Annotated in this window: 20 protein-coding genes; 10 read left to right on the top strand and 10 right to left on the bottom strand. The window is 55.0% G+C overall.

All coding sequences use genetic code 11. The annotated features are described in order from the left end of the window. The first annotated feature begins 29 nt into the window (after positions 1 to 29). From araG to WFP70_RS04415, 4 genes are all read left to right on the top strand, one after another. Entirely contained in the window at positions 30 to 1,550 is a 1,521-nt protein-coding gene (araG, locus tag WFP70_RS04430) for an L-arabinose ABC transporter ATP-binding protein AraG (RefSeq protein ID WP_097117235.1), read from the top strand. Between the two features lie 17 nt (positions 1,551 to 1,567). Continuing rightward, positions 1,568 to 2,554 carry an L-arabinose ABC transporter permease AraH gene (gene araH / locus WFP70_RS04425; RefSeq protein ID WP_097117234.1) on the top strand — a complete coding sequence of 329 codons (987 nt, stop codon included), beginning with the start codon at positions 1,568 to 1,570 and terminating at the stop codon, positions 2,552 to 2,554. An 89-nt stretch (positions 2,555 to 2,643) separates the two neighbouring features. Next, positions 2,644 to 3,561: an arabinose operon transcriptional regulator AraC gene (gene araC / locus WFP70_RS04420; protein ID WP_034827384.1), complete on the top strand. Its 918-nt coding sequence runs from the start codon at positions 2,644 to 2,646 to the stop codon at positions 3,559 to 3,561. Between the two features lie 77 nt (positions 3,562 to 3,638). Next, entirely contained in the window at positions 3,639 to 4,679 is a 1,041-nt protein-coding gene (locus tag WFP70_RS04415; RefSeq protein WP_337022713.1) for an oxidoreductase, read from the top strand. A 112-nt stretch (positions 4,680 to 4,791) separates the two neighbouring features. Here WFP70_RS04415 and add read toward each other — a convergent pair whose 3' ends face one another. The 3 genes from add to malX all read right to left on the bottom strand — a co-directional run bounded on the left by add (position 4,792) and on the right by malX (position 8,673). Continuing rightward, the gene (gene add / locus WFP70_RS04410) at positions 4,792 to 5,790 is read right to left on the bottom strand and encodes an adenosine deaminase (protein WP_034827380.1); all 999 of its coding nucleotides are present in this window, start codon (positions 5,788 to 5,790) and stop codon (positions 4,792 to 4,794) included. Between the two features lie 118 nt (positions 5,791 to 5,908). After that, positions 5,909 to 7,087, bottom strand: coding sequence for a MalY/PatB family protein (locus tag WFP70_RS04405; protein WP_337022712.1), 1,179 nt, complete (start codon positions 7,085 to 7,087; stop codon positions 5,909 to 5,911). Continuing rightward, entirely contained in the window at positions 7,084 to 8,673 is a 1,590-nt protein-coding gene (gene malX / locus WFP70_RS04400) for a maltose/glucose-specific PTS transporter subunit IIBC (RefSeq protein ID WP_097117231.1), read from the bottom strand. The genes WFP70_RS04405 and malX overlap by 4 nt, the downstream gene beginning before the upstream one ends. Positions 8,674 to 8,852: 179 nt before the next feature. Between malX and malI the strand changes: the two genes are divergently transcribed. Continuing rightward, positions 8,853 to 9,878, top strand: a complete 1,026-nt coding sequence (gene malI, locus WFP70_RS04395) for a Mal regulon transcriptional regulator MalI (protein ID WP_097117230.1) — start codon at positions 8,853 to 8,855, stop codon at positions 9,876 to 9,878. A gap of 34 nt (positions 9,879 to 9,912) precedes the next feature. Here the strand turns inward: malI and WFP70_RS04390 are convergent, their stop codons facing one another. Together WFP70_RS04390 and manA are read right to left on the bottom strand one after the other, a co-directional pair. After that, positions 9,913 to 11,412, bottom strand: a complete 1,500-nt coding sequence (locus WFP70_RS04390) for a YdgA family protein (protein ID WP_058960012.1) — start codon at positions 11,410 to 11,412, stop codon at positions 9,913 to 9,915. Between the two features lie 128 nt (positions 11,413 to 11,540). Beyond that, on the bottom strand, positions 11,541 to 12,716 hold the full coding sequence (gene manA / locus WFP70_RS04385; RefSeq protein ID WP_337022711.1) for a mannose-6-phosphate isomerase: 1,176 nt from the start codon (positions 12,714 to 12,716) through the stop codon (positions 11,541 to 11,543). A gap of 196 nt (positions 12,717 to 12,912) precedes the next feature. Here manA and fumC point away from each other — a divergent pair, with 196 nt between their 5' ends. Then, on the top strand, positions 12,913 to 14,310 hold the full coding sequence (gene fumC, locus WFP70_RS04380; RefSeq protein WP_034827360.1) for a class II fumarate hydratase: 1,398 nt from the start codon (positions 12,913 to 12,915) through the stop codon (positions 14,308 to 14,310). An 82-nt stretch (positions 14,311 to 14,392) separates the two neighbouring features. Here fumC and tus read toward each other — a convergent pair whose 3' ends face one another. Continuing rightward, a complete protein-coding gene (gene tus / locus WFP70_RS04375) occupies positions 14,393 to 15,319 on the bottom strand; it encodes a DNA replication terminus site-binding protein (RefSeq protein ID WP_337022710.1) in 927 nt (308 codons plus the stop codon). Between the two features lie 155 nt (positions 15,320 to 15,474). On the opposite strand from tus, the gene WFP70_RS04370 reads away from it, so the two are divergent. Next, positions 15,475 to 16,674: an MFS transporter gene (locus WFP70_RS04370; protein ID WP_337022709.1), complete on the top strand. Its 1,200-nt coding sequence runs from the start codon at positions 15,475 to 15,477 to the stop codon at positions 16,672 to 16,674. Positions 16,675 to 16,833: 159 nt separating this feature from the next. Continuing rightward, entirely contained in the window at positions 16,834 to 17,319 is a 486-nt protein-coding gene (locus WFP70_RS04365) for an RrF2 family transcriptional regulator (protein ID WP_034827354.1), read from the top strand. A 45-nt stretch (positions 17,320 to 17,364) separates the two neighbouring features. Here the strand turns inward: WFP70_RS04365 and WFP70_RS04360 are convergent, their stop codons facing one another. The 3 genes from WFP70_RS04360 to WFP70_RS04350 are packed head-to-tail and all read right to left on the bottom strand — an operon-like array spanning position 17,365 to position 19,054. Next, positions 17,365 to 17,619: a pentapeptide MXKDX repeat protein gene (locus WFP70_RS04360; protein ID WP_160867222.1), complete on the bottom strand. Its 255-nt coding sequence runs from the start codon at positions 17,617 to 17,619 to the stop codon at positions 17,365 to 17,367. Positions 17,620 to 17,648: 29 nt separating this feature from the next. Next, positions 17,649 to 18,431, bottom strand: coding sequence for a molybdopterin-dependent oxidoreductase (locus WFP70_RS04355; RefSeq protein WP_202403392.1), 783 nt, complete (start codon positions 18,429 to 18,431; stop codon positions 17,649 to 17,651). Positions 18,432 to 18,439: 8 nt separating this feature from the next. Continuing rightward, positions 18,440 to 19,054, bottom strand: a complete 615-nt coding sequence (locus WFP70_RS04350) for a cytochrome b/b6 domain-containing protein (RefSeq protein ID WP_337022741.1) — start codon at positions 19,052 to 19,054, stop codon at positions 18,440 to 18,442. Between the two features lie 137 nt (positions 19,055 to 19,191). Between WFP70_RS04350 and WFP70_RS04345 the strand changes: the two genes are divergently transcribed. Together WFP70_RS04345 and WFP70_RS04340 are read left to right on the top strand one after the other, a co-directional pair. Further along, positions 19,192 to 19,911, top strand: coding sequence for a response regulator transcription factor (locus WFP70_RS04345; protein ID WP_237449323.1), 720 nt, complete (start codon positions 19,192 to 19,194; stop codon positions 19,909 to 19,911). Then, the gene (locus WFP70_RS04340; RefSeq protein ID WP_337022708.1) at positions 19,908 to 21,350 is read left to right on the top strand and encodes a sensor histidine kinase; all 1,443 of its coding nucleotides are present in this window, start codon (positions 19,908 to 19,910) and stop codon (positions 21,348 to 21,350) included. Before WFP70_RS04345 ends, WFP70_RS04340 begins: the two co-directional genes overlap by 4 nt. Positions 21,351 to 21,395: 45 nt before the next feature. Here WFP70_RS04340 and oqxB read toward each other — a convergent pair whose 3' ends face one another. After that, positions 21,396 to 24,548: a multidrug efflux RND transporter permease subunit OqxB gene (gene oqxB / locus WFP70_RS04335; RefSeq protein WP_337022707.1), complete on the bottom strand. Its 3,153-nt coding sequence runs from the start codon at positions 24,546 to 24,548 to the stop codon at positions 21,396 to 21,398. Positions 24,549 to 24,564: the final 16 nt, after the last annotated feature.

Here is a 24,564-nt window from a genome sequence, read left to right as displayed (position 1 = left end):
GCGAAGGATGGAGGCGAAGAGGAGTTTCCATGGAAACTGATCAAGCCTTTCTGTCCTTTCATGGCATCAGTAAAACCTTTCCGGGCGTGAAGGCGCTGCAGGATATCTCATTCCAGTGCCGCGCCGGGGAAGTGCATGCGCTGATGGGCGAAAACGGCGCGGGAAAGTCCACGCTACTAAAGATTCTCAGCGGCAGTTATCAGCCGACTGAAGGAGAAATTCGCATCAAAGGTGAAGTGAAAAGCTTCAACAACACCGTAGATGCGCTGGATGCGGGCGTGGCGATCATCTATCAGGAACTGCATCTGGTGCCGGAGATGAGCGTGGCGGAGAACATCTATCTCGGCCAGTTGCCGCACAAACGTGGGTTGGTGAATCGCAAACTGCTGCGCTACGAAGCGGATTTGCAGCTGAAAAATCTCGGCATGGATATCGATCCTGATATGCCGCTGAAATATCTGTCGCTCGGCCAGTGGCAGATGGTGGAGATCGCCAAAGCGCTTGCGCGTAATGCGCGCATCATCGCCTTTGACGAGCCGACCAGCTCACTTTCAGCGCGTGAAATCGAGCATCTGTTCCGCGTCATTCGTCAGCTGCGCGATCAGGGCCGTACGGTGCTGTATGTGTCGCACCGTATGGAGGAGATCTTTGCCCTGAGCGATGCCATCACCGTGTTCAAAGATGGTCGCTATGTGCGCACTTTCACTGATATGCCGAATACGCATCATGACGACCTGGTGCAGGCGATGGTCGGTCGTAACCTTGGCGATATCTACGGCTATGCGCCGCGCGCCTTGGGCAAAGTGCGTTTGCAGCTTGACCAGGTCGAAGCCAAGGGCGTGCGTATGCCGATTTCGCTCACGGTGCGAGCCGGTGAAATCGTCGGCCTGTTTGGTCTGGTAGGTGCGGGGCGCAGCGAATTGATGAAAGGGCTGTTTGGGGCCACCAAACTGCGCGGCGGCAGCGTGTCGCTGGATGGCAAAAAGCTCAACATCCGTCAGCCGATCGATGCGATCCGCGCGGGCATCATGCTGTGCCCGGAGGATCGTAAATCCGAAGGGATTATTCCGGTGCATTCGGTGCGCGACAACATCAATATCAGCGCGCGCCGCCATAACCTCACGGCGGGTTGTCTGATTAAACCCGGCTGGGAGGCGAAAAACGCCGATCTTCACATCCGCTCACTGAATATCAAAACGCCAGGACCGCAGCAGCTGATCATGAACCTGTCAGGGGGCAATCAGCAGAAGGCCATTCTGGGTCGCTGGTTGTCCGAAGAGATGAACGTGATTCTGCTGGATGAGCCAACGCGCGGCATTGATGTGGGTGCCAAGCATGAGATTTATAACCTGATATACCAACTGGCAAATAAAGGGATCGCGGTGCTGTTTGCCTCCAGCGATTTGCCCGAAGTGATGGGCCTGGCTGACCGCATCGTGGTGATGCGTGAAGGAGAAATTGCCGGAGAACTGCCACACGACGCGGCCACGGAGCAGCTGACGCTGAGCCTGGCGATGCCGAAAACCCCTCAAGCGGCCGCCGTGGCCTGATGTAAAGGAGAGCAACAATGGCTTCATCTACCACTTCCAACACGCCACCGGTGCAGCGTAACGGCCTGCAGCTGGGGCGTATCTGGGATAACTTCGGCATGCTGGTGGTCTTCGCGCTGCTGTTTATCGTTTGCGCCATCTTCGTACCCAACTTTGGCACGTTCATCAATATGAAAGGGCTGGGGCTTGCCATGTCGATGTCCGGCATGGTGGCCTGCGGCATGTTGTTCTGCCTCGCGTCAGGCGATTTTGACCTTTCCGTCGCCTCGGTCATCGCCTGTGCCGGTGTGGTAACCGCCGTGGTGATCAACATGACGGAGAGTCTGTGGCTGGGCGTTGCGGCCGGTTTGATACTCGGCATGGTCACCGGATTCATCAACGGCTTCGTGATTGCCCGGCTGAAGATCAATGCGCTGATCACCACGCTGGCGACGATGCAGATTGTGCGTGGTCTGGCCTATATTTTCTCTGACGGTAAAGCGGTCGGCATCGAGGATGAACGCTTTTTCACCCTCGGTTATGCCAATTGGCTCGGCTTGCCAGCGCCAATCTGGCTGACCATCGCCACCATGATTGTGTTTGGTTTCGTGCTGAATAAAACCACCTTTGGCCGCAACACGCTGGCGATTGGCGGTAATGAAGAAGCGGCACGTCTGGCCGGGGTGCCGGTGGTGCGTACCCGCATCATCATCTTCATTCTTTCGGGACTGGTTTCGGCGGCGGCGGGCATTATTCTGGCCTCGCGCATGACCAGTGGTCAGCCGATGACTTCACTCGGTTATGAATTGATCGTGATTTCAGCCTGTGTGCTGGGCGGCGTTTCGTTGAAAGGCGGCATCGGTAAGATTTCGTATGTGGTGGCGGGCGTGCTGATTCTGGGTACGGTTGAGAATGCGATGAATTTATTGAATATCTCGCCGTTCTCACAGTATGTGGTGCGCGGTTTGATACTGTTAGCGGCGGTGATTTTTGACCGCTACAAACAGAAAAACAAAGCGGCCTGATTCCAGCCGTAAAAGATGAGGCAGGGCGGCCAAATGGTCGTCCTTCTGGCGCGCGGCACTGCGCATTTACAGGTTACCGTGAGGGCACTATGTACCATCGTGAACCCCCCAGTGAGCAGCAGAACCCACTGCTACCCGGCTATCCGTTTAATGCCTGGCTGGTGGCGGGCTTAACGCCGATCAATGCCAACGATCAGCTGGACTTCTTTATCGACCGACCGCTCGGCATGAAGGGTTACATCCTTAATCTGACCATCAAGGGTCAGGGCCGCATTTTTGATGGCGAATCGGCATTTGACTGCGAACCCGGTGACTTGCTGCTGTTCCAGCCTAAAACCCCGCACTACTATGGCCGTTCACCAGACAGCCCATGCTGGTTCCACCGCTGGGTCTATTTCCGTCCACGGGCTTACTGGACGGACTGGTTGCAGTGGCAGGATGAGAGCCAGGGCGTGGGGCGGTTACGCTTGCCGGAAGCGCAACGTGCCGAGTTTGATCGTCTGTTTGCCAGCATTGAGCAAACCCACAATTCAGGCCGTCGCTTTGCCGAGGAACTGGCGATGAATCTGTTGGAGCGCCTGCTGCTGCGTGCGGTGGAGGAGGATCCGCGCAGTCATCAGCAAATTCGCGATCCGCGCGTGATTGAAGCCTGCCAATACGTCACCAACCATCTGGCAAGCGAGGTGAAAATCGAGGAAGTGGCGCGCCATGTGTGTCTTTCCCCGTCACGACTGGCGCATCTGTTTCGCGAACAGATGGGGATCAATTTGCTGCGCTGGCGCGAAGATCAGCGGGTGATCCGCGCTAAACTGTTGCTGCAAACCACGCAGGAGCCCATTGCCTCGGTCGGGCGCGAAGTGGGTTATGATGATCAGCTCTATTTCTCTCGCGTGTTCCGCAAACGGGTCGGCGTCAGCCCCAGTGATTTCCGCCGTCGCAGTCAGGATGCGCACGATGCCCTGGTGGCGCAGGAAAGCTGGCAACCGGCACGGAGTGCTATCTCCTGAGTTTTCAGGTGATTCCGCCTTGTTGTTACTGGCTGATTCGTCTTAAATCAGTCTGGTAACGAACAAGAGGAATGAGAATGAGCGATAAATTACGTGTCGGCCTGATTGGCTACGGTTTTGCCAGCAAAACCTTTCATGCTCCTTTGATCGTCGGTACGCCAGGCGTTGAACTGGCAGCCGTCTCCAGCAGCGATGCCAGCAAGGTGCATGCAGATTGGCCCTCGGTGCAGGTGGTCTCTGATCCACAAGCCCTGCTGGATGACCCGACACTGCAACTGATTGTGATACCGACGCCAAATGATACTCACTTCCCGTTAGCCAAAGCGGCGCTGAATGCCGGTAAACATGTGGTGGTGGATAAACCGTTTACCGTGACACTGTCACAAGCGCGTGAGCTGGATGCACTGGCTAAGGCCAAAGGGCTGCTGCTCTCCGTTTTCCACAATCGTCGTTGGGACAGTGACTTCCTGACGCTGAAAACCTTGCTGGCTGATGGCGCCTTAGGTGATGTACGTTATCTCGAATCGCATTTCGATCGCTTCCGTCCCGAAGTTCGTCAGCGCTGGCGTGAGATGAAAGGCCCGGGCAGCGGTATCTGGTTCGATTTGGGGCCGCATGTGCTGGATCAGGCGTTGCAGTTATTTGGTCCGCCGGTGGCGATCAATGTGGATATGGCTGAACTGCGTCCGGGTGCGCAAACCACCGATTATTTCCACGCAGTGCTGACCTATCCTACCCGTCGTGTGGTGCTGCACGCCAGCATGCTGGTGGCGGCAGAATCGGCGCGCTTCGTGGTGCACGGCACACGGGGCAGCTATGTCAAATACGGCCTGGATCCGCAGGAAGACCGTTTGAAAGCCGGCGAACGTCCACCGCAGGAAGACTGGGGCTATGACATGCGCAACGGCACTCTGACGTTGGCAGAAGGCGATGTGATGGTGGAGAAAGAGCTGCTGACGCTGCCGGGTAACTATCCGGCATACTACGCGGCGATTCGTGATGCGATTGCGGGCACCGGTGAAAACCCGGTACAGGCTGAAGAGGCGATTCAGGTGATGGAGTTGATCGAACTCGGTTTACAGTCCGCTGAGAAGCGCCAGACGATGTCGCTGAAGTGATAAAATGAAAGCGCACCCTGCGGGAACCTATGCCATCAAAAGCTCAGTTCACCCTGGTGCGGCTTGATTAAAAAGGTGCGCATCGCTGCGCACTTTTTTACTTTAAGGCGCGTTATCCCGCCACGCGCTGACGCAGTGCAGCTTTCTCTGCATCGCTGAGGAAGGCAATCGTCACACCATTTTCCTGCGCCTGGCGCATCTCTTCGGCAGTGAGTCCTGCCTGCGGCGCAGCGTGCTCATACTCATGCGCCAGCTCAATACCCTGAACTGCCGGATCATCGGTGTTGATGGTGGCGAGAATGCCGTGTTGCAGGAAGGCTTTCAGCGGATGAGTGGCCAGTGAAGCTACCGTGCTGGTCTGAATGTTCGAGGTCATGCAGGATTCGATACCAATGCGCTGCTCTGCCAGGAAATCCATCAGCGCGCGGTCTTCAATCGCTTTCACGCCATGGCCAATACGCTCCGCGCCGAGTTCGCGAATCGCCTGCCAGATGCTTTCCGGGCCAGCAGCTTCACCGGCGTGCACGGTAATACGGAAACCAGCATCACGCGCGCGATTGAAGTGACTGAGGAACTCACTGCCCGGGAAGCCGAGCTCATCACCAGCCAGATCGACGGCGGTAATGCCATCGCGGTGTGCCAGCAAACCTTCCAGTTCGCGCAGGCAGGCTTCATCACCAAAGGTACGGCTCATAATGCCGATCAGGTTCACATCCACGCCATACTGTTTTACGCCAGCGCGCACGCCATCAATCACGGCTTCCACTACACCGGCAATCGGCAGGTTATGCGTCATCGCCATGTATCCCGGTGAGAAACGCAGTTCTGCATAATGAATCCCTGCGCGAGCGGCATCTTCCACGTTTTCCAGCGCAATGCGGCGGCAGGCATCCAAATCGCCCAACACTTTTACGCCCCAATCCAGCTTCTGCAGGAAGCTCACCAGGTCGGGTTCATTGGCCGTCACTTGCACATGCGGACGCAGATCGTCGAGCGAGTTGGCTGGCAGCGCGAGATTAAACTGGCGACCTAAATCAAGAATGGTTTGTGCGCGGATGTTGCCATCAAGGTGGCGGTGGATGTCGGTCAGGGGGAGTTTCAGGTCAATCATGTCGCACTCGCTAAAGTTTCATAAAGTGCAGAGCATTATAAAAACATCTTGCGCAACAGCGCCAGTGATTTGCGCAAGTCGTGAAATGGATGCTGAATTAATCAGCATCCGAGCGCATTTAATACGATTTTAAAGCCGCAATCAGGCGATCCAGCCCGTCATCCAGCTTGCTGCGTGGGCAACCCGCGTTGAGGCGCAGATAACCGCGGCTGGCATCACCGTAAGTCGAACCCGGCATGATCGCCACCTTGTACTGATGAATCAGCTGCTGTTGCAGTGCCTGTTCATCAATACCCAGCGGAGTAAGATCAATCCATGCCAGATAGGTGGCGGCAGGGGGCTGCCAGCTCAGCGCAGGAAACGCGGCATTCAGCCGTTGCGCGATGTGCTGCATATTCGCCTGCAGATAGTCGCGCAGTGCATCCAGCCAGGCTGAACCTTCACGATACGCGGCAATGGTCGCCGCGACGGCCATCACCGCCGGTGACGATAAACCATCCTGTTGCTTCAGCGCGTGGAACCACGCCTGGCGATCGGCATCATGCGGAATAATGCCCCACGCGCCGGTCAACGCCGGAATGTTGAAACTCTTTGATGCCGATGTAAACAACGCCCAGGGAGATTGCGCCACCTGGCTCCACGGGATGTGGTGTGCGTCGCCCAACACCATATCCATATGGACCTCATCGCTGATCACTTTCACATCGTGACGCGCACAGAGCGCGGCCATTTGCTGCAACTCCTCACGCCGCCACACTTTACCAGTAGGATTGTGCGGGCTGCACAGCAGCATCACTTTGCAATCGGGTCGTGCCAGCAGCGGTTCCAACTGCGCCATATCACACTGCCAGTCATTACCCTGGCGCTGTAGCGGCAGTTCTAGCACGCGGCGCTGATTACCGTTGATGGTGTGATAAAACGCATCGTAGGCGGGCGTATGAATCAGCACTTCATCGCCGGGTTTGGTCCAGTGGCGCAGCAATTGCGCCACCATGTAAATCACCGACGGGCCGTAAACCAGCGATTGCGCCTCGACCTCTGTGGCAAAACGATTCTTCATCCAGTATTGAATGGCCGAGGTAAAGTCCTTGTGCTGCCAGCGGCTGTAGCCCAAGACGCCATGGTTTAATCGCTGTTGCAGGGCCTCAATGATGCAGGGCGCCGTGGCAAAATCCATATCGGAGATGGTGAAGGGCAATAAGCCCTCCACACCAAAACGGTCCGCCACGAAATCCCACTGCGTGCACCAGCTGCCGTGGCGATCCACGGCCTGGTCGAAATCAAACCTCTGCATCATGACACCGTCGCGCTCATCAGGTGTGCCATTTCATCTTTCACCGACTGCACCTGCGGACCGATAACCACTTGCAGGCTGGTTTGGTTGAGATGCACCACACCAATTGCGCCATTGGCTTTCAGCGCGGCATCATTCACTTTGCTCATGTCCGCAATGGTAAGACGCAGGCGCGTCAGGCAGTTATCCAGCGAGGTGATATTTTCCACACCGCCCAGAGCCGCCAGAATCGCCGGGGTGTTGTAGCCTGATTTACCCACGCCGGCGCGGCTGACCTGCTGTTCCACGCTGCTGGTTTCTGCTTCGCGACCCGGTGTTTTGATATTGAAGCGGGTAATAGCAAAACGGAAGATCGCGTAGTAACCCACAAACCACACTGCCGCAATCACCGGCACCCAATACCATTTGGTGGAGAGGCCGTGCAGCACGCCGAACACGAAGAAGTCGATGACGTTGCCGTCGGTGTTACCGATGGTCACGCCGAGAATCGCCATCACGGTAAAGCCCAGACCCGTCAACAGGGCGTGAATCAGATACAACACCGGTGCGACGAACAGGAACAGGAATTCGATCGGTTCGGTGGTGCCGCCGACCACACAAGCCACCACACCTGAAATCAGCAGCCCTTTAATTTTGTGACGATTTTCAGGACGTGCGCAGTGATAAATCGCCAGTGCGGCACCCGGTAAACCACCGAGGAAGGCCGGCATCTTGCCTTGCGACAGGAAACGCGTGGCGCTTTCCGCAAAGCCGTGGGTATCCGGGCAAGCCAGTTGTGCCTGGAAGATGGTGAGGGCACCGCTGACGCTCTTTCCACAGACGTCGAGCGTGCCGCCCGCATCGGTGAAGCGAATAATTGCCACCAGAATATGTTGCAGACCAAACGGCAGCAGCAGACGTTCACCGGTACCAAAGATCATCGGGCCGAATTCACCGGCACTGTTGATCATCCAGCCGAGGCCGGTGATGGCACGAGCAAAGAATGGCCAAATCAGTGGCACCACTAAGCCGAGCAAACCCATCACCACGGTGGTGACAATCGGCACAAAGCGCGTACCACCGAAAAAGGCCAGCGCATCCGGCAGACGAATATTGTGGAAGCGTTCATGCAGCCAGAACACCACCACACCAACAATCACCGCGCCGAGAATACCGGTGTCGATCGACTGAATGCCAAGGATGTTTTGTACGTTGTTGGCTTTCAGCACCGCCGCATCGGTGGTCGGCAAGATGCCATTGATATTGAGCCAGAAGTTCACGCTCAGGTTCAGCACTGCGTAGCCGACAAAACCGGCAAAGGCAGCGACGCCTTTGTTCTCCCGCGCCATGCCCAGTGGAATCGCAATCGCGAACATCACCGGCAGATAACTGAAGGCAAATGAACCCAGCTTCGCCATCCAGATAAACAGGTATTGCAGGAACGGCTGATCGAGCATCGGAATCAGCGTCAGCACATCGTGGCTGCTCAGTGAACTACCGATCCCGAGCAAAATGCCGCAGAACGACAGCAGGGCAACGGGCAACATAAAGGTTTTACCCAGACTCTGGAAAAATTCCCAAAGTGACATTTTGGGTCGGCTGGCGGACATAGTCTCTCCTGGTTAAAAAGCGGCAAATTTTCAAAATGGTAAAGAATGATAAAACGTTTTACCAAGCAGTTTTGTGGCTATAGTCACAAAGCGTGACTAATCCCAGGCTTTATTTTTGCGTGAATCAGTGTAACGTTTTACCTCTTTGTTTCTTCATCAGTTGTTGAAAACGGAACCGGATGTCTCAGCCTAAAACCACTATTCACGATGTCGCGCAGGCGGCTGGCGTATCGGTATCGACAGTCTCTCTGGTGCTGTCCGGTAAAGGACGTATCTCTTCCGCCACGGCCGAGCGGGTTAATCAGGCGATTGAACAGTTGGGTTACGTACGTAACCGTTCAGCTTCCATCCTGCGTGGCGGTGAGAGTGGTGTCATAGGTTTGATTGTGCGCGATCTCAGCCAGCCGTTTTATGCGGCGATGACGGCGGGGCTGAGTGAAGTGCTGGAGCAGCAGGGAAAAGTGTTGGTTCTGACGCAAAGCGGACAACACGGGCAGCATCTGCAACGCTGCTTCGATTCCCTGGCCGCACAGGGCGCGGATGGCATTGTGTTGGGTGGTGCCGTTGCGCAGGCGGATACGCTGGTCGCGCAGGCGCATGAGCAACAGATTGCACTCATTTGCGCCGCGCGGGCCAGTAGCCTCGATAAGGTCGATTCCTTGCGTCCGGATAACAGCCAGGCGGCGCGCATCGCCACCGAATATCTGATCCGTCAGGGGCATCAGCGTATCGCGTGGGTCGGCGGATTGGGTTCTTCTCTAACGCGCGCGGAACGTATTGGCGGCTATTGTGCGACCCTGTTGCAATACGGTTTACCGTTTCGTCCAGACTGGATCATTGAGTGCGACGATCGGCAGCAGAGCGTATCGGCATTGACGCAGGACCTGCTGCATCACCATCCGCGCATCACCGCTATCATTGCCCATAACGCCAGTACCACGCTCGGCTGCTATTTTGGTGCGATCCACAGCGGACGCTCGCTGGGCGAAGATGCGGTGGACAGCTACTTCACGCAAAAGCTGGCGCTGGTCGGCTTTAATGACGATCCGCTACGCGAGTCGTATGACTCCTCGCTAACGTTTGTCAGCAGTGAAGCGCGTGATGTGGGAAGGCGAGCGGGGGAAAGGATGCTGCAACGACTTGCGAAACCGGATGCGGAAGTGCAAACGCTGATTGTGCCGCCGCAGTTGGTGCGGGGCGTTTAGCGGCGCGATAGCTCGCGCCGCGGGTATATCGCTGTTACTCAGGCATCCCTTCGCTGGTCTGCGCGCCCAGCATATAGCGTGACAGGAACTGCTCCAGTGACATCTTGTCGCCGTTCATTGTCACCTGACCGTTGCCGTACTGCAGGCTGGTGGTGATGTTGTCATCCTGCTGCTGCGTCAGACGGAACATCTGGCCCATTGCCGCCAGACCTTTCACCTGCTGGTCCGCCAGCTTCTGCGCATCGTCGCTCTGATAACCTTCAGCCAGCCCCACATGACGCATCGCTTCGGTAGCCATTGGCATATTGATGTTCAGTTTGCCATCCAGGGTTTTCAGCACGCGATCCACTGCTGCGCCCAACGTCTGCGCTTCACCGGTGACGGTAGCGGGATCGTTAAAGCCGATGCTGAGGTTGAAGGTACTTTCCCCTTTATCGTTTTTCCAGCTCAGCGGCGCGATGCTGACGGTCGGTGAACCCTTCAGCAGCGTCGGCAGGTTATTCTTCAGGATGGTCTGCACGCTAGCCTGATAGCGGACGGGATCCTCGACTAAACCTGGCTGGTTCAGCAGTGCCTGCATCTGCGCGTTGTAGCTGTCCGAGAAGGTTTTCACCGCTTGCGCATCAAACTGTGCAAACTTCATCGCCAGCTTAGCTTCGCCGAACGGCTGCTTCTGCAGGCTGATGTTGCCGACGTTCATATTCAGATCGCCGCCGATTTTGCCATCTTTATTATCGAAGGAGGATTGGGTGTCCAGCTTCTGCAATGACAAACCTTCCTGACCGTTAATGCTGGCGTCGAGTTTATCCAGGCTGATGGACTGATCGCCCACGCGCACGCCTTCCGGGCTGAGATGGGTATCACCCTTCAGCTTCAGGCCGTTAAGGGTAAACAGCACCGGCTGCTCAACCTGGTTTTTGCTGGTAACAGCGATGCTAGAGAAATCGCCATTCAGACTGACTTTATCGCCCTTGCTGTCAGCGCTGATTTCCAGGGTGCCGCCGTTGGTGGCAAGACGATCGCCGGTCTGCGCGTTGTTATAATCCACCGCCAGCAGATCCAGTGCCGTGTCAGTGGCACCGCTGTACCCGACGCGCGTATCAGCGGTCACCAGCGATTTACCGTTGGTGAGTTCAAACAGTTTCTTCACCGCATCGGTGTTTTCCAGCTCGGTATGCACCGAAGCCATGCTCGGAATCAGGCTGCCGCGCTTCAACTGTGCAAAGGGGAAGGGACCATGGTCGATGGTTTCGTTCAGCACGATGCTTTGACCCGGCTTCAGCAGCGGGTTGTCTTCCGTCTGTGAACTGGCCTGAATCACCAGCTTAGTTTTGCTGCTGAAGATGCCGCGCTGGTAATCCTGGTAGCTAAGCGTCAGGCGAGCGTTCGGTGCATAGGCATTAAGCTGGGTGTTGGCGTTCTGCAACATCTGATCCATATGGCTTTCCAGCTGCTTGCCGGTAAACCAGGCCGCGCCTGTCCAGATCACGCCGATCGCTACAATTACACCTACGGCAACCTTGGTCTTTTTCATCGCTGAGTCGTCCTTATCCTTGGGTCCGCACGCCGCTGCTTGGGGGCGGCGGTGAAGAAAAACGCCCGCAGGCGTTTTAAAGTAATAGTTTGAAAGAATAGCAGTTAATGCTGGTATCGTCAGCCGGATCAGCTGAGCGCGTTATAAACCCGCGCCAGGCGTCCTGTACCTGCGGCATTAACCGGGGATTCACTGGCGGCAACGAAGCATGATTCACCGGGCTTCAACAGCAGTTGCTCACCTGACTTCTCAATCACCGCCTGACCTTCGATACAGAACAGCAGCGCCGCACTCTGTTGCGCTAACGGCTGCGGTGTGGCGGAAAGAGCGTGGATGGCAAAGGCAAAATCGTCCACCGGAATTGGGAAGTTCAGCGTGTCGCCCACTTGCTGAGGCTGCGTCAACAGCGTGGCAGCCGGTTTGGCCTCAAACTTCAGGTTCGCCATCAACTCTGGAATATCGATGAATTTCGGTGTCAGACCCGCGCGCAGAACGTTATCGGAATTCGCCATGACTTCGAGTGCCACCCCTTTTAAATAGGCATGCGGCGTCTCGGCAAACAGGAACATGGCTTCGCCAGGCTGCAGGGTGATGACGTTCAGCAACAACGGCGAGAACAAGCCGGTATCGTCCGGATAATCAGCCGCAATGCATTTGATGGTCTGCCAGGGTTCGCCACTACGCGAGTTAAGTGCAGATTTCAGCACCGCCAACGCCAGTGATTTAGGCTCGTCTTTTAACGACAGCAGGGTGGAGAACAGTTTGGCGAGGCTTGCCTCATCAGGTTTTTCGAGGAAGTGAGCGATCTGCGGATGGGCACCGGCCACCGGCTCAAGCAGTGAGACGATTTCGTGCATCTCGCGGAAGCCGTTCATCGCCTGGAATGGGGTCAGGGCATACACCAGTTCTGGCTTGTGATTCGCGTCTTTATAGTTGCGCTCAGCAGCGCCAATCGGAATACCGGCGGCATTCTCGCGCGCAAATCCCTCTTCGGCTGCGGCTTTGCTTGGGTGAACCTGAATCGATAAAGCCTGATCGGCACACAGCACCTTAAACAAAAACGGCAACTCACCAAAACGCTGTGCGACGGCCGCGCCTAAGGCTGCGGTTTGGTCATCATTGATGACATCGCGCAGGGAACGCGTTTCACCTTTGATCTCAACGGTTGACGGACTCTTCGGATGGGCGCCCATCCACAGCTCCGCCATCGGTAATCCTTGTGGGTTCTCAATGCCGTAAAGTTCGGTCAGCGCAGTTTTGCTGCCCCAAGCGTAATTTTGCAGCGAATTGTTCATTTTTTGCATCGTTTACCCTTAATAACCGTAAGTAAATAGGCTTATTAAAGCAGAAAGTGCCATACAAAATACATCAACAAGTGCAATAAACGCGATGGGCTCGCATAATGTTAATTTCTTGTGTGTGACAATCTTGCTCGCTCAACGGCGTCGCGGGAAGACGACCTGAGCGGAAACCTCTAATCTGAGCTAAGGAGACGTAGTCATGGCAGCGAATCGCATTGAAAAAGATTCAATGGGACCGATCGAAGTACCGGCAGATAAGTTGTGGGGGGCACAAACCCAGCGTTCGCTGGAGCATTTCCGTATCTCAACCGAGAAGATGCCCGTTGCACTGGTGCATGCTTTGGCGTTGACCAAACGCGCTGCAGCACAGGTGAACCGCGATCTCGGCCTGCTTCCGGCTGAGCGTGCAGAAGCGATTCTGAAAGCGGCTGACGAAGTGCTGGCTGATAAACACAGTGAAGAGTTTCCGCTGGCCATCTGGCAGACCGGTTCCGGTACCCAGACCAACATGAACATGAACGAAGTGCTGGCCAACCGCGCCAGTGAAATTCTCGGCGGCGAGCGTGGCATGTCGCGTTTGGTGCACCCAAACGACGACGTCAATAAGAGCCAAAGCTCCAACGATGTGTTCCCCACCGCCATGCACGTGGCCGCGGTCATCGCCGTGCGGGAGCAGCTGATTCCGCAGATTCATGTGCTGAAAAAGACCCTGAGCGAGAAGTCTGAAGCCTTTAAAGACATCGTGAAGATTGGTCGTACCCACCTGCAAGATGCCACGCCATTGACGCTGGGCCAGGAAATTTCCGGCTGGGTGGCGATGCTGGAGCATAACCTCAAGCACATCGAACACAGCATTCCGCACGTGGCCGAACTGGCACTGGGTGGCACTGCCGTGGGCACCGGTTTAAACACCCATCCCGAGTATGCGGTGCGCGTGGCGAAAGCGCTGGCCGATCTGACACAGCAACCGTTTGTGACTGCGCCGAATAAATTTGAAGCGCTGGCAACCTGTGATGCGCTGGTGCATGCACATGGCGCATTGAAAGGTCTGGCGGCTTCACTGATGAAGATCGCTAACGACGTGCGCTGGCTGGCATCGGGTCCGCGTTGTGGTATTGGCGAACTTGCCATTCCAGAGAACGAACCGGGCAGCTCCATCATGCCAGGTAAAGTGAACCCAACCCAGTGCGAAGCATTGACCATGCTGTGCTGCCAGGTGATGGGTAACGATGTTGCGGTGAATATTGGTGGTGCTTCGGGCAACTTTGAGTTGAACGTGTTCCGTCCAATGGTGATCCACAACTTCCTGCAGTCCATTCGCTTGCTGGCCGACGGGATGGACAGCTTCAACCATCACTGTGCAGTGGGCATCGAACCGGTGCGCGAGCGTATCGATCAGTTGCTGAACGAGTCGCTGATGCTGGTGACGGCGCTGAATACCCATATTGGTTATGACAAAGCGGCGGAAATCGCCAAGAAAGCCCATAAAGAAGGGCTGACGCTGAAAGGCTCGGCGCTGAAGCTCGGTTATCTGACTGAAGAGCAGTTTGACGAGTGGGTACGTCCTGAAGAGATGGTTGGCAGCATGAAGCAATAATTTTTGCGATAACTGAGGGGTAATGCCGCTCAGTTCAGCGATGATTGGCGATGACAGAGGCGGCCTGAGGGCCGCTTCTTCATTAAAGCTTGTCACTCCACAAGTGCAGCCGTGGGATCACTAGATGCAGCGGCTGCGCTAGCGGCTTATGACGATGCGTGACGTTATCGGCATCGTAGTCCAGCAATTCCCCTAGAATCGGCACTTGAGTTTTATCCCGACACAGCACCAGCAGCGGTGAAGGGCAGGCGAGTTGCACCTGCTTCTTATTACTGGCGCGCCAGACGCGGGCAATCGGTTGGACCTTAACCGGGCGCTTGATCTTCAGTTTGGCATCGACGGGCAGTGACAAAATCATCTCCAGTTCTTGCTGCACCTTCTCGGCCCACTGTTCGCGCGTCCAGGGCGCTTGCGCACGGTTTGCCTTTAGGCTGCGTTCCAGCTGCTCGACCACGGCTTCACGGGTCAGGTTTTTAATGATGTTCTTGTTGGCCCAGCCAAAGCGCAGGCTATCCGGCGCGTGCAGCAGGGTCACACTGCGATAGGCGTTCAGGGTGATTAAACCGCGCAAATGCTGGTGAACAAATTCAAAGCGCGCCTCACTCGGCAGCCCCGACTCCACGGTAATCAGGTGTTCCAGGCGCAGCTTAAGCGCATTGATATCGGCCACCTGCTGACTGATGTGCTCGCTGACGGCTTCATCCGCTTCTATACAGATGGCGCCAGGCAAACGCACCGCAGCCTTGGTGCTGAGTTTTTCCGACTGATGCTGCATAAACAGACGACAGTAGTGAGCCAGCGCCATGTCGCGCGCTTTCTGCCCGAGATGTTGAGTCACGGCGATGCGTTCAATTTCATCATTCTCGTGACCTTTTTCGATCTCGGGCAAACTAAAGGCGCGTGCAATCAGCAGCGGTTGTTGCTCCACCTGTTGACGCAGGGCACTGAGACCAAGCTCCAGCGCATTAACGCACTCATGCAAATCGGCAACCAAATCATAGCGAGACATGTTACGCTCCATAGTTACAACATACCATTTACCTTATCGTATTTGGTGCCAATCTTCCACTCTGAAACGTGATTTCGCTAAGCAGGGCACACAAACATTTTTCCAGCAGGATTAACATGTTATAACAATGCTTTGCCTGCTAACGGAAACCTGTCGTGGAGCATCACCCTAAACCTGCGGTTCCTGCCATTGTGACACTGGGAGGCGTTCAAATCCTTTCGTGGGGCGGTTCGTTTTATCTTATGGCCGTGATGGCGAATCCGATCGTCGCGGAAACCGGCTGGTCGCAGCAGTGGGTGTATGGCGCATTATCCTTAGGTATTTTGGTTTCTGGCCTGCTAGCCCCCTTAAGTGGCCGCCTGATTGCGGGCAGCTATGGGCGCGTGCTGCTGGCGTCGAGCGGGGCGGTGATGGCGCTGGGCCTGGTGATTATGGGATTCAGTCACCATTTGCTGCTGTTTCTGTTTGCCTGGCTGATTATCGGCATCGGAATGGCGATGGGTTTATATGACGCCCTGTTTGCCACCCTCGGAACGCTTTATGGTGGACAGGCTCGTGGCGCGATTACCGGCATTACCTTAATCTCCGGCTTTTGCACCACGCTGGTGTGGCCGGGGACTGCGCTGCTGATTCACTGGCTTGACTGGCGCGGCGCCTGTTTCGCCATTGCCGCGCTGTTATGCCTCACCGTGTTGCCAGCCTACTGGTATGCACTGCCTGCGCCGATTAAACCCATCGTGAAAACGGCGAAAAAGCAGCTTAACGCCAGTGGTGAGTTGGCACCGGCGCTATTTTGGCTGCTATGCAGCATTTTTACCCTTGCTTCAGTGATCATGACCGCTATTTCGGTGCAGTTGATTAGTCTATTACAAGCCAGCGGCCACTCATTGACCGCCGCCTTAGCCATCAGCGCGATTCTGGGTCCTTGTCAGGTTGGGTCACGTATTGTGGATATCGCGTTCAAACGGGGACATCCGATCTGGACGACGTTTTTCTCGGTAGGACTGGTGGCCATCGGATTGCTGTTGTTGACCTTGTTTCCGCAGTTCGCGCTGGTCAGTATGGTGCTATACGGTGCTGGAAACGGTTTGCGGGCGATAGTGCGGGGAACTTTACCGCTGGTCATGGTCAAACCAGAGGCCTACGCCATTGTGGTAGGGCGCATGGCGCGTCCTGCACTGATTGGTCAGGCATTAACGCCGCTGGTAGGGGGATATGTTTTTCAGCAGCTCGGGGCGAATGCCACATTGTGGCTGTTGTGCCTGTTGGCGTTAGTGAATGTGGTGCTGGTGGGCGTGCTAAAGCAGAAATTGCCCGCGCCCAATCCGCAACCGCAAAAGGGAGCCGTAAACTAAGCAGCCTGTGCGCTTCTGCCTGATCAAATGATGAATACGTGCCTTGATCACAGCAGCTCGCTTCTAAAAAGCAACAGTGTTTGTTATATTTATTGCTCATTGATTACTCACTGCCGCGGCAAAAAAACAATAAGATAAACCGCAACTCAGGATACAGAAATGCTTGATTACCGCTTCCCGACAGCTTTGCAGATGGTTTTGAGCGTAGCGATGGCGGAGCAACTGGGCAAACGCTCGACCAGTGCTATTTTGGCGTATGGTCTTGAAGCGAACCCCAGTTTCATTCGGAAACTGATGGTTCCGTTAACTCGCGATGGCATCATTGTCTCTACGCTTGGCCGTACTGGTTCGATTCACCTCGGGCGTCCGGCCGCAGAGATCACGCTGCGCGATATTTATACCTCTGTGATTGAAGACAAAAAGCTCTGGGCTTCACGCCCTGATGTCGCACCGCGTTGTCTGGTGAGTGCCAACCTGTGCTGGTACTTCAAATCGATTGCTGAAGAGGCGGAAGAAGCCTCGTTGAAAGTGCTGGAGACGCGTACGGTGGCTGACGCACTGGCTGAGCTGAAAAAACACGACACCAGTAGCTGCGATGAACTGCCCGATCTCGAAATCGAAGACCTTTGTAAAAAATCCCGCTGATATCAGTAAAACAGTTACCGGGCATACGCCCGGTAACCGACACTGTTACTTAGACATCCCGTCCTTAGACATCTCATCCTTCGCCATACCGTCTTTAGCCATGCCATCTTTAGACATGCCATCTTTCTTCATGCTGTCATGTTTCTTCATCGGTTTTTTCATGTGGTCTTTTTTCATGCCGTCGTGCGACATACCGCTTTCATTCTGCATACCATCTTTGGCCATATTGTCAGCAGCATAAGCGCCAGAGAAAGCCATCAACAGTGCGCCAGCGAATACAGTTGCAATAATCTTTTTCATCTTCATTTCCTTACAGGGTTTTGGGGAGATTAACTGCCGCCAAACCAGTTATAGCCCTGGTCTTCCCAGTAGCCACCGGTAAAGCGGTTGGTGATTTCAATTGAAATAATATGCTTGGGGTTTTTGTAGCCCAGTTTGGTCGGAATCCGTAATTTCATGGGATAACCGTATTCCGGCGGTAATATCCGACCATCCCAACTCAGTGCTAATAAGGTTTGCGGGTGCAATGCCGTCGCCATATCAATGCTGGTGTAATAATCATCGGCACAGCGAAAGCTGACATATTTCGCTTTGGTGTCAGCCCCAATCAGTTGCAGGAAGTCGCTGAATCGAACGCCGCCCCAGCGGCCAATGGCACTCCATCCTTCTACACAAATATGGCGGGTGATTTGTTCATGCTGAGATAATTTATATAACTCAGGCAGTCGCCAGCTGCGTTTATCACGTATCAGTCCGCTCAGTTGCAACTGGTAATCATCACCGTTGACCTGCGGAATATCCTCCTCACCGTAAAAGGCATTAAACGGGAAGGGCCGCGTAATATCTTTTAGGGTATATTCTGGCGCCATTTGATAACCGCTGAATAACCATCCCTGAATACGGTCATTAAAACGTGACATGCGGCTTAAAATGTTTTCGATGTCAGGATTATTGTCGATGTCGCACCCGGTGAGTAACGCCACACCGCCCGCAGTCAAGCCCATGCGCAGAAATTGACGTCGTGAATGGCCAGACATTTTTTTCGCCAGAATCGTGGTGGCGTCTTTTAACAGGGCGTCAGTTTCACTGCTGGGACGTTCAATCTTTTTCATCGTCATTTTTAGCGTCCGCGTGTCATCAATAATAATGTTTTAGGTACCAGTGCCACCATGATCAGATGGATAACAACAAAGGCACATAAAAAGGCCATGGCAAAAAAGTGAATGAAGCGAGCCGTGTCATAGCCGCCCAATACTTCTCGCAAAAACGGAAATTGCACCGACTTCCACAAGACTAACCCTGAAAAGGCTAATAACATGCCATCAATGACCACCAGAAAATACGCAAATTTTTGCACCATATTATATTGGCGTAAATCGTGATGGCTAAGATGTCCTTTTAATGCAGATAGGCCATCTTTTACTAATTGAGTCATGCTTAAGGGCAGAAAACGTTGGCGAAAACGTCCGCTCAGGAGATTCAGCGTCAGATAGAGCACGCCATTACCGGCAAAAAGCCACATTGCCGCAAAATGCCATTGCAGTGCACCACCCAGCCATCCTCCCAGGGTATAGCTATTGGGAAAATCAAATGGAAATAAAGGAGACGCGTTATAAATCCGCCAGCCACTGAGAATCATTAATGTCATCGCAACGGCATTGATCCAGTGAGTCAATCTCAACCACAACGGATGAACCTTTTTATCGGGAGCACATTTCACTCTGCACCTCTGCATATTGCTATGCCGTCTGGAATGAAGAGACTTTGCGCCGATATTGATCACAGAGTCCTCACGCAGAGTTAAACAAAATGTGATAACTCCGGGGGGCAATTCTGTATAAGATTTAAAGGATGTTCATTGAGGCGGTCAACATGGCGAAGAAGATCTTAATCGTTGAAGACGATGGCAATATTGCCGAGCTGTTGCACATTCATCTGCGTGACGAGGGCTTTGATATTACGCATGCTGCGGATGGTGATAGTGGCAGTCAGCTGCTGGAAAGCCAGCGTTGGGATGCCTTGATTTTTGACATTATGTTGCCTGGTGTTGATGGGCTGGAACTGTGCCGTCGTGCACGCAATATGCCGCACTACACGCCGATTGTGATGATCAGCGCTCGCGCCAGTGAAGTGCATCGCGTACTGGGGTTGGAACTGGGTGCTGATGACTATTTGACCAAACCCTTCTCGATGCTGGAGCTGGTGGCGCGCGTTAAAGCACTTTTCCGCCGCCAGGAAGCGATGAGCCAAAATTTGCGTCAGGATGCGGGAAACCTGCGTCTTGGCAGCCTGAGTATTGATCCGGTTGCCCGAGAGGTTCGGCTGGCTCAGACGCTAATTGAGCTGACGCCTCGTGAATTCGAGCTGCTCTACCATTTTGCCCGTCATCCAGGAAAGGTCTTTTCGCGACTTAGCTTGCTGAATCTGGTGTGGGGCTACCAGCACGAAGGTTATGAGCACACGGTTAACACCCATATCAACCGATTACGCCTCAAAATTGAAGCGACGCCAGCTGAGCCACGTTGGATTCTTACGGTGTGGGGACAGGGCTACAAATTCGTGGTGCCGGGTGAGGGAGATCAGGTTACATGAAACGTCTGTCACTCACTCAGCGTTTGACGCTGGTCTTTGCCCTGATGCTACTGATCAGTAGTGCGCTGATCCTGTTGATTCAGGACAACAACCGCCAGCAATACAGCGATGCCATGATGCAGAATTTATCGCGAAATCTGGCCGCTTCTATTGCCAAAAGTAGCGCATTGATGAGTGCCGGAAACACCGATGCTCCGGCACTCAAGCAGCTGTTCGGCCAGATGATGTCCTACAACCCGAGCGTTGAAGTTTACCTGCTGGATGCGCAAGGACAGATTCTGGCCAATGATGCGCCAGCCGGCCATGTCCATCGCGATCGGGTCGACGTGCGTCCACTGCAAAAGTGGCTGAATGGGGCGCCACTGCCGGTGTATGGTGAGGATCCTCGTTCACCTTCCGCGCTCAAAGTGTTCAGCGCTGCGCCTATTCTGGATGGCAACAGAACGGTGGGTTATCTCTATGTGATTTTGCAGGGGGAGAATTATCAACATCTGCAGCAGGGCGTTAAAATGTCCGTGCTGCGCAGCGCCATGCTTTGGTCGGTGGTGGTTATCGTCCTGCTTGGATTGATGGCGGGTGCAGCGGCCTATTATTGGGTCACAAGACCGGTGCGACAGCTGACACAAAAGGTGACAGCGGGTGCGGATGCGCTACAACGCCTTGCCGCGCTACCTCATTCCCCGCAACAGGATGAAGTGGCGCAGTTGCAAAACGCCTTTATCGATATGGCGCAGCGTATTGACGCTCAGGTACAGACGCTGGAGCTGAAAGATCAGCAGCGTCGTGAATTTGTCGCCAACATTTCGCATGACTTGCGCACGCCGCTGATGTCGATTCAGGGTTATCTGGAGACGCTGGCAGTGAAAGCTGCCAGCTTGACCGAAGCGGAGCGCAGCCGATATTTACAGATTGCCCTGACGCAAAGTGAAAAGGTCGGCATGCTCGCACAGCAACTGTTTGAGTTAGCGCGGCTGGAACATGGTGTTGTCACGCCACAGTACGAACGGTTTTCGCTGCCGGATTTGGTTCAGGACGTGATACAGAAATTTGAGCTGGCGTTGGAGAAATCCCGCCTGAATTTGTCGGTTGATATCGCGTCGGGTTTGCCCATGATCGACGCGGATATGTCGATGATAGAGCGTGTTCTGACCAACCTGGTGGATAATGCCATCCGTCATACGCCGTCGGGTGGGAACATTACCCTGCGTCTGTGGCTGGAAGGGGAGAACGTGATGATAGAACTGGAAGACAACGGCCCAGGTATCTCACCGGAAGTCAGTCAGACCCTGTTTGAACGCCCCTCCATTATCGATCCTGACCGTCGTGACAATGGTGGATTGGGGTTGGTCATCGTTCGTCGTATGTTGCAATTGCATCGCGGTGATATTGCCCTGAAACCCGCGCCGGGGGCCTGCTTCCAGCTCTTCGTTCCCTTATAAAAAAGGCGGCCATCTCTGGCCGCCGCAATTTACCCTAAAACAGATTTACACCGTCTGCACTTCCGCATCCGGCTGCTTTCGCGTCACCAGTTTACGTAACGTCACATAGAACACCGGCGTCAGGAACAGACCAAACAGCGTCACGCCCAGCATGCCCGAGAACACGGTAATCCCGGTGACACCACGCACTTCAGCACCGGCACCTTCACCCAGGATGAGTGGAACGGTACCGGCAATAAAGGCAATCGAAGTCATCACGATCGGGCGCAGACGCAGGCGGCAGGCTTCCAGCGCCGACTCGACAATTCCTTTGCCCTGCATCTCCAGCTCACGGGCGAATTCGACGATCAGAATGGCGTTCTTACACGCCAGCCCCATCAGTACCACCAGCCCGACCTGCACAAACACGTTGTTATCGCCGCCGGTGAGCCACACGCCAACCAGCGCGGACAGCATGGTGACCGGCACAATCAGGATCACCGCCAGCGGCAGCGTCCAGCTCTCATACAATGCCGCCAGCACCAGGAACGCCAGCAGTACCGCAACCGGGAAGACGATAAACGCCGTGTTGCCCTGAGTGGCTTGCTGATAGCTCAGGTCGGTCCATTCGATGTTCATGCCATTCGGCAGCACCTGGCCCGACATCGCTTCCAGCTTCTCCATTGCCTGCGCTGAAGAGAGCACGCGTGGATCGGCATCACCTATCAAGTCCGCCGCCGGATAGCCGTTATAACGAATCACCGGATCGGGGCCATAGGTGGTGGTGATGTTGACCATACTGCCGATTGGCACCATCTCGCCCTGATTGTTGCGGGTACGCAGATTGGCAATATCCTGCACGCTGTTACGGAAATCCCCGTCTGCCTGCGCCATCACACGCCAGGTACGACCAAACTTGTTGAAGTCGTTGACGTAAGAAGAACCCAGATACACCTGCAAGGTGCTAAACAGATCGGTCAGCGAAACGCCTTGCGCCTTAGCTTTATCACGATCCACCTGTACATCCAGCTGCGGTACGTTGGCCTGATACGAGGAGATCGGGAACATCATGCCCGGCGTCTGCATCACCGCACCGGAAAGGGTATTAATGGCGGTTTGCAACGCACCGTAACCTAAGCCCGCACGATCCTGCACATACAGCGAGTAACCCGAACCCTGACCCAGCCCCAGAATCGGCGGTGGCATAATCGAGAAACCAAAGCCTTGCTGGATTTTGGCGATTTTCGCGTTGATTTCAGCGTTAATTTCCGCAGCCGTACGGGTACGTTCATTAAACGGCTTCAGGCCGAAGAATACGGTGCCGGTATTCGGCGTATTGGTGAACTGCAAGGCATTCAGGCCAGGGAAGGCGACCGAATAGGCCACGCCTTCGGTGTTCATGCCGATTTCGCTCATCTTGCGAATCACTTCATCGGTACGCGCCAGTGACGAACCTTCTGGCATTTTCACGCCGCCAATCAGATACAGCTTATCCTGCGTCGGAATAAAGCCGCCCGGCACGGTGTGGAACATAAAGCCCGCGCCCGCCAGCAGTATGACGTAAACGCCAAATACCGCACCGCGACGACGCAGGGTTTTGCCGACCATCGACTCGTAGCCATCGGAACTGCGCTGGAAGAAGCGGTTAAACGGACGGAAAATCCAGCCGAGTAAGCGATCAATCAGACGCGTCGGCATATCTTTAGGTGCATCATGCGACTTCAGTAGCTTGGCCGCCAGCGCCGGAGAGAGCGTCAATGAGTTAATGGCGGAGATCACCGTGGAGATGGCAATCGTCACCGCAAACTGCTTGTAGAACTGACCGGTCACACCGGACAGGAACGCCATCGGCACGAATACCGCACACAGCACTAACGCAATCGCGATAATGGGTCCCGACACTTCGCGCATCGCCTGATGCGCAGCCGCCGTCGGTGAGAGTCCCATCGCGATATTACGTTCGACGTTCTCTACCACCACAATGGCGTCATCCACCACGATACCTATCGCCAACACCAGCCCGAACAAACTGAGGGTGTTGAGCGAGAAGCCCAGTAGGTAAAGCACGCTGAACGTTCCCACCACCGAAACCGGCACGGCCAGCAACGGAATGATCGATGCACGCCAGGTTTGCAGGAACAGGATCACCACCAGTACCACCAGCACAATCGCTTCAAACAGCGTTTGCACCACGGCACGGATCGAATCACGCACGAACACGGTTGGATCGTACGGTGCCGCCCACTGCACATCGTCCGGGAAGCGAGTGGCCAGTTCGGCCATCTTGTCACGCACGGCGTTAGACAGGTCGATGGCGTTGGCGCCCGGAGCCTGGAAGATACCGATGCCGACCGCGTCCTTGTTATTTAACTGCGAGCGCAGGGCGTAACTACCGGAACCCATCTCAATGTGCGCCACGTCACGCAGGCGCACCAGCGAGCCGTCATCGGCGGTTTTCAGGATGATATTGCCGAACTGCTCTTCGCTCTCCAGACGGCCCTGGGTGTTGATCGACAGCAGGAAGTCACTGGCCTTTTTGGTCGGCTCTGCGCCCAACTGACCGGCAGACACCTGCACGTTCTGCTCCTGCATAGCGCTGACCACATCAGAAGCGGTCATGCCACGTGCGGCCACCTTATTCGGATCGAGCCAGACGCGCATCGCATACTCGCCCGCCCCGAAGATCTGAATCTGACCAACGCCTGGCAGGCGCGCCAGCTCATCTTTCACCTTCAGGGTGGCGTAGTTACGCAGATAGAGTGAGTCATACTTGCCCTTCGGCGAGAACATGTGCACCACCAACGTTAGCGTCGGTGACATCTTCTGCGTGGTCAAACCGAGTTGACGCACCTCTTCCGGCAGGCGAGCTTCTGCCTGCGCCACACGGTTTTGCACCTGAACCTGTGCCTGGTCTGGATCGGTACCTGGACGGAAGGTCACGGTGGTGACCAGCACGCCATCCGAACCGGCCACTGACTTCATGTACATCATGTTTTCGACCCCGTTGATCGCTTCTTCCAGCGGTGTCGCCACCGAATCAGCAATCACTTTGGGGTTGGCGCCAGGATATTCTGCGCGCACCTGCACACTGGGTGGCACCACGTTGGGGTATTCACTGATCGGCAGCAGTGGTATGGCGATCAGTCCGGTGGTAAATATCAAAATCGACAGTACCGCCGCAAAGATCGGTCGGTCGATAAAAAAGCGGGAGAAATCCATAACAGGCAGTCTCGAT

The sequence above is a fragment of the Pantoea sp. USMM079 genome, from assembly GCF_037153115.1.
In the GTDB taxonomy this organism is placed as follows: domain Bacteria; phylum Pseudomonadota; class Gammaproteobacteria; order Enterobacterales; family Enterobacteriaceae; genus Pantoea; species Pantoea communis.
This window is presented reverse-complemented; position numbering and strand designations above follow the sequence as displayed.